At 49.9% G+C, this 6,933-nt stretch carries 4 protein-coding genes and 1 pseudogene; 1 reads left to right on the top strand and 4 read right to left on the bottom strand.

Annotated features, from left to right (window positions below; genetic code table 11):
- Positions 1 to 1,125 (top strand): annotated as a pseudogene (locus ACFQZE_RS19240) (collagen-like protein); the annotation flags it as partial.
- Positions 1,126 to 1,258: 133 nt separating this feature from the next.
- Here the strand turns inward: ACFQZE_RS19240 and ACFQZE_RS19235 are convergent.
- The 4 genes from ACFQZE_RS19235 to ACFQZE_RS19220 form a co-directional block, all read right to left on the bottom strand.
- Positions 1,259 to 1,717 (bottom strand): hypothetical protein, encoded by a 459-nt coding sequence (locus ACFQZE_RS19235; protein ID WP_379359994.1) that lies wholly within the window; start codon positions 1,715 to 1,717, stop codon positions 1,259 to 1,261.
- A gap of 126 nt (positions 1,718 to 1,843) precedes the next feature.
- On the bottom strand, positions 1,844 to 3,673 hold the full coding sequence (locus tag ACFQZE_RS19230) for an ABC transporter substrate-binding protein (protein WP_379359992.1): 1,830 nt from the start codon (positions 3,671 to 3,673) through the stop codon (positions 1,844 to 1,846).
- A 127-nt stretch (positions 3,674 to 3,800) separates the two neighbouring features.
- Positions 3,801 to 5,309, bottom strand: coding sequence for an ABC transporter permease (locus ACFQZE_RS19225; RefSeq protein WP_379359990.1), 1,509 nt, complete (start codon positions 5,307 to 5,309; stop codon positions 3,801 to 3,803).
- A 14-nt stretch (positions 5,310 to 5,323) separates the two neighbouring features.
- Positions 5,324 to 6,760 (bottom strand): ABC transporter permease, encoded by a 1,437-nt coding sequence (locus tag ACFQZE_RS19220; protein WP_379359988.1) that lies wholly within the window; start codon positions 6,758 to 6,760, stop codon positions 5,324 to 5,326.
- Between the last annotated feature and the right edge of the window lie 173 nt (positions 6,761 to 6,933).

Raw genomic sequence — 6,933 nt, 5'->3', positions numbered from 1 at the left:
GATGTAGGTCCAACTGGCGCGACGGGAGCAACGGGAGCGACAGGCGATGTAGGACCAACTGGCGCGACGGGAGCAACGGGAGCGACAGGCGATGTAGGACCAACTGGCGCGACGGGAGCAACGGGAGCGACAGGCGAACCGGGTCTAACTGGCGCGACGGGAGCGACTGGTGCAACAGGTGATACAGGCGACACCGGAGCAACCGGAAGCACGGGAGCAACAGGGTCTACTGGCGCAACTGGAGCAACCGGAAGCACAGGGTCTACTGGGGCTACAGGAGCAACGGGTGACACTGGTGACACCGGAGCAACCGGAAGCACGGGAGCGACAGGGTCTACAGGTGCAACTGGAGCAACGGGCGACACCGGAGACACGGGAGCAACTGGCAGCACGGGAGCAACTGGGGCTACAGGTGCAACAGGAGCAACAGGTGATACAGGAGACATCGGAGCAACTGGCAGTACAGGGGCAACTGGTTCGACAGGAGCAACGGGTGACACCGGAGACACTGGAGCAACCGGAAGCACGGGAGCAACCGGAAGCACGGGAGCAACCGGAAGCACAGGTGCAACTGGCAGTACGGGAGCAACCGGCAGCACAGGTGCAACCGGAAGCACGGGAGCAACCGGCAGCACAGGTGCAACCGGCAGTACAGGAGCAACAGGCGCCACAGGAGCAACAGGAGCGACTGGTGCAACGGGAGCTCTAGAGGAGTTGCTTCAGCCTTTCGCCAATGCAAACATTGATGCTCAAACAATTGCTGCTGGCGGTGTTGTCACTTTCGGTTTAACGGCTGTAGCAGGAATTACCTTTAACGGAACGAACACTTTTATCCTCGAGGAGGGTGGCCTGTACTATTTAGACTGCGCTCTTAATTTCGCCGTAGGAACAACAGCCGATTCCAGATTTGGGGTATCGGTTAACGGCATCAGCTTTTCGCCGAGCGCAAACGCCAACACGTCAGGGCAAATTGAAGTGATTCGGGTATCGAACTATTCGGCTGGCGACGTTATTCAAATTATTAACCTATCGCCTAACGCCGTATCGATTTCTAATGGAGGCGGCTTTGTTGGAAGCGCCGGCCACTTCTGCATGTTCCGATTTGCGGATGGCCCAGTTGTGTAATCATTAAAAAATCCCGTAAACGGCAGGCAAGCCGCTCCAAAATGCCCATAGGGGCAAGAGGAGCAGCGTCTGCAAGTTTGCGGGATTTTTATATTATGAAAAAAGCAATATTCCGGTTTGAAAAGGCAGCCGTTTAAACGGAGAGATTTCCTGCCGGCTCAATTTTATACGAACGTCTGTCGCTCTCGTCACCCGTTGCAGGGGACAGACTCCAGCCAAAGGAGAGCACAGAGCCAACAAGCTCTGCTTCTTGAGGCGTCAAAGCGGCAATAACCGCTTCGCTGCCTGGTTCAAGGAGAAGCTCGGCTTCCAGTTGCAAGGCTACCAAAATCCAGCTATGAATGCCTCGAATCGTATTGTATTTGATTTGATAGCCATGTCGCACAGCCTGCTCCAGAACGGCAGGACTGTCCGTGGCCAAGGCGGTAAGCGCCGCGTAATCGAATTGGAATTTACTGTTGTCACTAGGCAAATCGCCAGTGCGCACCTTTTCGATTAGCGTATCATCAGGCCAGCCGTAAGCTTTTAAAGATTCCAGCATGAGCGCATCCCATTGCGACAGCTTGGCTTTTAATTGTGAATCGTTCCCCATATTGCACGCTCCTTCTCATTGTGTAGACGACGATGCAGATCGGTTTGCCATTAGGCATTCGTCCGATATGCGAAAGCAAGAGACAACCCCGTTAGGTACGGAGCGGTCTCTTGCTGTTATGTCGCATTATTTGCTTGCTTTGTAAGCATTCAAATGTTCTTTTGCTTTGGCAGGATCGGCTTTGAGCTCAAGTCCCGTTTGGACAAGCGGGCTAAGCGTAGAGATTGCCTTGAACTTATTGCCGCTATAGTAAGCTAAGAACTCTTCTTGATTGATGGAGTACAGAACCGCTTTTCTCAAATCGGCGCTTTCCGCTACCGGACGGTTTTTCGTATTGAACAGCAGGTACGATACCGCATTGCTAGGAAGCGTCTGAAGCGCCAGCTTGCTGTCGCCTTTTACGACGTCGAATTTGGTTTCGTTTACGCCATAGTAAATATGGATTTCGCCGCTGCGAAGCGCCGCCAAAGAGCTGTCGGCATCTTTAATGAACCGGATTTTGATTTTTTCAATGAGAGGCTCGTTTTCTGTGCCCTTCATGTAAGCCGGGTTTTTGTAGAAAATAGCTTCGTAATCATTTTTGTAAGCCAAAATGTAAGGTCCGCTTGTAGACAGCGTGTTGTTGTATTTCGCGCCTTCCGTTACCGTGTTTTGGTCGCCGTAAGGAATATCTTTGTTGACGTCGAAGTTGGCAACGTCGTACGTATTAATAGCTTCCACTTGTTTTTTGGATACGATACCTGCCGATTGATGCGCCAAGTAGTTCAGAACTTGAGGGAACGGCTGAGTTGTAGTCAATTTAACGACTTGGTATTTGCCGGATTTATTATCGGCTTTTGTTTTGTCAGCTACCAGCTCGGAAATTTTGCCGTTCAGCCCTTTTTCAAGAGCCGCTTTTACCGTGTCGCTGCCGCCGGATACTTTAAGGTTTTCCAAAGCTGCAACGTCTGTCACGACTTCGACTGTGTTAATATGCTCGTGAAGCGTGTACGTCCGGTGATCCGGTACCGAGTTTTTGTCCTTGGCGCGGTTCATGGAGAAGATGACGTCTTCTGCGCCTACACGTTCCCCGGAATCGACAGCAAGCTTGTTTTTGATTTGAGCGAAATTGATGTCGTCGCGCAGAATGAAATAGTAATCGGAGTTGCCCTCCGCAATAACATGGTTCAGAGAAAGGGAGCCGGTCGACGTAATTTTGTCGTCATCCGTCAAGTTGACAAGTCTTACATATTGATTGGTGTTGATGATGTTAATGGAGCCGTCGTTGCCTTTGATTGGATCAAGCGACGTTAGCGTTGGCATCATGGATTGCAGCACCAAAAAGTCTTTGGCACGTTTTGACTTGTCCTTAAAGTCAACATCTTCCCAAGGCAAGGAGCGGGATTTCGAGATGCGTACAGAACCTTTGTCGAGCACATCCTGGTTCAACGCTTGCGCTTTCAGCGAGCTGTAAAGAGGCGCGATATACGCTTTTTCGAATACGAGCTTTTCTTCAAACTTTTTGTACGTCTCTTTGAATTGCTCTGGCGTTTGCGCGGAAGCTTCTTCGATCAGCGCGTCGATTTCGGAATCCGACAGAATGCTGTAGTCGCCGCCAGTTTTAAATAGGGAACGAACCGCATAGTCGGGATTTCCCGTTACCGTCGTCCAGCCGGAGAAGGAAATATCAAAGTTTCCTGCATCCTCTTGCGCTTTAAAAGTGCCGTAATCGGCTTGAATGTTCAGCTTGACGTTAAAGCCGTTTTTCGCCAGTTGGTCACGCACAATATTCAGATCGGCTTCGTTATTGCTCATGCCAAGCAGTTCAATATCGACCGCCTTAGTATCGACGACCGTCTCTCCCGCTGTCGGCTTTGGACTTTCCGTAGCCTCGTTTTTGGTGGTAAGCTTGCAGCCGCTGAGCATAATGGAAAGACTAAGCAACAATACGGCGGCTAATTTGCCTTTGTTCTTCATTGTATTCCCCTCCTGTGATTTATGTGGGTGAATCATTATGTTAACTCACATTCATTCATCGTCCATTCTTGGTTTCGTAACGTAGAGGTCGACGGAATATGAATGAGGTTATGGGGTGAAAAAGTCCTTAATCGAGCTTAGGATCTAGAGCGTCCCGCAAGCCGTCTCCAAGGAAGTTAAACGACAATACCAAAGCGATAATGGCAATGCCGGGATAAATCGCTGTAAAAGCGTGCGTTTCCAAATAGGCGCTGCCTAGCTTTAAAATATTGCCCCATTCCGGGATATGCGGCTCGACGCCTAGTCCCAGGTAGCTAAGGCTGCTCGTTGAGATAACCGCGGTACCGATCGTTAGCGTTGATTTGACAATCATCGGAGCAAGCGAGTTCGGCACAATATGCTTGAACAAAATCGTCCGGTCGCTGGAGCCGAAAGCTCGGGCAGCCTGCACATACTCAAGCGTGGAGACGAGCATCACATTCGCTCGCATCGTTCTTGCGTAAGTAGGAATGGCGCCGACGCTGAGCGCAATAATCAGATTGACGGTGCTGGCGCCAAAAGCGGCGATAATGGCAATTGCGAGCAGTATGCCCGGTATCGCGTACAAAATATCCAGCGCACGCATAATGATATTGTCCGTTTGCCTTCCATAATAGCCGGACAAGGCTCCAAGGACGCCTCCGATGACGACTGGAATGAGCGTGGACAGAAGACCGACGACGAGCGAGATTCGGGCGCCGAATACGATGCGCGCAAACAGGTCCCGGCCAAAATTGTCCGTGCCAAGCGGATATTCAAGGCTAGGCGGCTGCAAAATCATGCCGTAATTGTTGTCGATCGCAAGTCCATAATCGAACGTCATGTAGCTCATAATGGACAAGGAGAACAAAAAGACGATAAACAGCAATCCAAGCATAGAAGTCGAGCTGCGGGCGAGCCGGTCAACGACATCTCCGAGCTTGGAGCCGGAGGAGTGTCCTTTGTCTCTAAGCTTGGCAATGATCAGCAGGCCGAGGAAAAGCGCGAACAGATTGCCTGTGGCTGAAGTGGCGATAAAAATGGCGGCGAGGGCATACAGCCAGCTCGGCATAACCGGGCGATCGGCAAAGGCTGCGATGAGCAAGAGGCCGGCCACTTGAATAGCCAAAGCGGCGAGCATCAGAATCATGCCTAGAAGGAAGCCGTTAGCCACATAAGGCTTAAACAGATTAAGCGCAGATACGGCGAATACAAGCGCCGTAGTAATGACCGTGTAGACGGAAAGCGTGTATAACGCGCTTTTTTTCTTTTTGATTAATTGGAATCCGGCAGTAGCGACAAACACGTTGGCGGTAAACAAGCCCAACACTTGAATGTACCCAAGCGAGCGAGTAGACCGCTTAATTTCGCCGCTGCGGATAAGATCCCTGCGAATAAGCGCCCACACTACGAGTTGCAGCAGGGCGAAAGCGAGATAAGCCATTCCGGCATAAAACAAAGCCGGTTTGAAGGCTCCTTCTTCCGGTACATAGCCGCTAAGAAACAGGACAAGCGCCAAAGCGAAAGAGACGATGCCGGCAAAGCTGGCTTGGCCGTATTCCGGCGCAGACTTCAGTCGAAACCTGATTTGTTGCTTAGTAAGGGTAGGATTTATCACGGTCAGCACCTGCTTTAATATTGTTTCATTTTGGAACGGATTCTTGGGTCAAAGAAGGCATACATCAAATCGACAATAACGTTGATGATTGAAATGGTAATCGCCGTATACACGACCCCGCCCATAATGGCCGGAATGTCGGGAATAAATTGCTTGTCTACAATGTAGCTGCCGATACCGCTAATATTGAACACTTTTTCCGTAACCGCAGCTCCGCCAAGCATGGCGCCAAATTGCAGCCCGATAACGGTAATGATCGGAATTAAAGCATTGCCGACACCGTGTCTCCACAGAACATGCCTGCTGGCGAGTCCTTTCGCCTTGGCGGTAATCATATAATCCTCATGGATGACTTCCAGGGTGGAGGATCTGGTCATCCGTGCGACGGACGCGGTAAGACCGGTTCCGAGAACGACAATCGGCATAATGGCGGAGAGCCAATTATCCGGATTGTAGGTGGCCGGAAGCCAAGGCAGCTTGATCGAAAAGTTTAGAATAAAGATAAGCCCTTGCCAGAAGTTTGGAATAGATAGACCGAGCAAGGCAATGAACATAAACGTGTAGTCGAGAAATGAATTGGGCCGCGTCGCGGAAATGATTCCGATCGGCAGTGCGATCAAAACGGCGATCAGCGTCGAAATGACCGTCAAAGTAAGAGTAACTGGAAATTTGTTAGCGATAGCGGTCGTTACATCTTCGTTGCCGGCAAATGATTTGCCGAGGTCAAAGGTGATGATGCCTCTAAGCGAATTCCAAAGCTGAGAAAGAAAAGGCTGGTCAAGCCCATAAAGACTATTGAAAGCGGCTATTTGTTCATGGGTTGCCGTTTCTCCCAAAATGTTCCTCGCAGGGTCCATAGGAGAAATATACAAAATGCTGAAGACGAGTATAGCGACTCCGAAAATAACAAAAATCGTCATGACGAGACGTTCGGCAATATATTTCATGTAGGGATTTGCGTATATAGCCATTAGCAAATACATAGGAAAAGCGAGCAGAAGAGATAATACAAAAAAGGCCTGATTTTCCATCAGCGACTGGAAGGTGTCTCCGAACGACAGCTTAGCGCCGTTTCCGTCTGACGTTTGCGTAGCCAGCTTTTTTTTCACCGCTTCATCGAATGCTACGGCTGCCCAGCTTTCGGCTTCACGCTGGAGCTGCTCGTCGGATATAGGTTGACCGAAGAAGCGATGCTTGCGAATAAGCTGGTCCCGCGCTTCCGCAAGGAGCTTCGCTTTGACGCCGGATTGCAGCAGGCTTTGCTCCGCTTCCCGCGTAAGAGCGGCATAATTGTGCTTCGATTTGCGGCCTAGATGAACTCCAAGCGCGATGAGAGCGATAGGCGCTCCGGTCAGCCATAGCAGCAGGCGGTAAGTTCTATGTAATAACATTTTGCGATAAATGGAGGAAATTCGGCTCCCGATCCCCGTTGCAGTAGCGTTCCCTGTCAAGCTAGTCCGCTCCTTTGTATGCCAATATTTTTTAATTGCATTATTCCGATCGATATAGTAGATTTTATTTTAAGGGTCATAAAAAGTCAAATCCTTATTTTTGGAAAATAACACATGGTATATTATACATTATATAATGAATTAAGCGTGAATAGAGTTGTTTTATAAGGATT

Origin of the sequence: Paenibacillus sp. GCM10027627 (assembly GCF_042675505.1) — a bacterium.
GTDB lineage: Bacteria > Bacillota > Bacilli > Paenibacillales > Paenibacillaceae > Pristimantibacillus.
The sequence above is the reverse complement of the archived record's forward strand: the minus strand, read 5'-3'. Positions and strand labels throughout refer to the sequence as shown.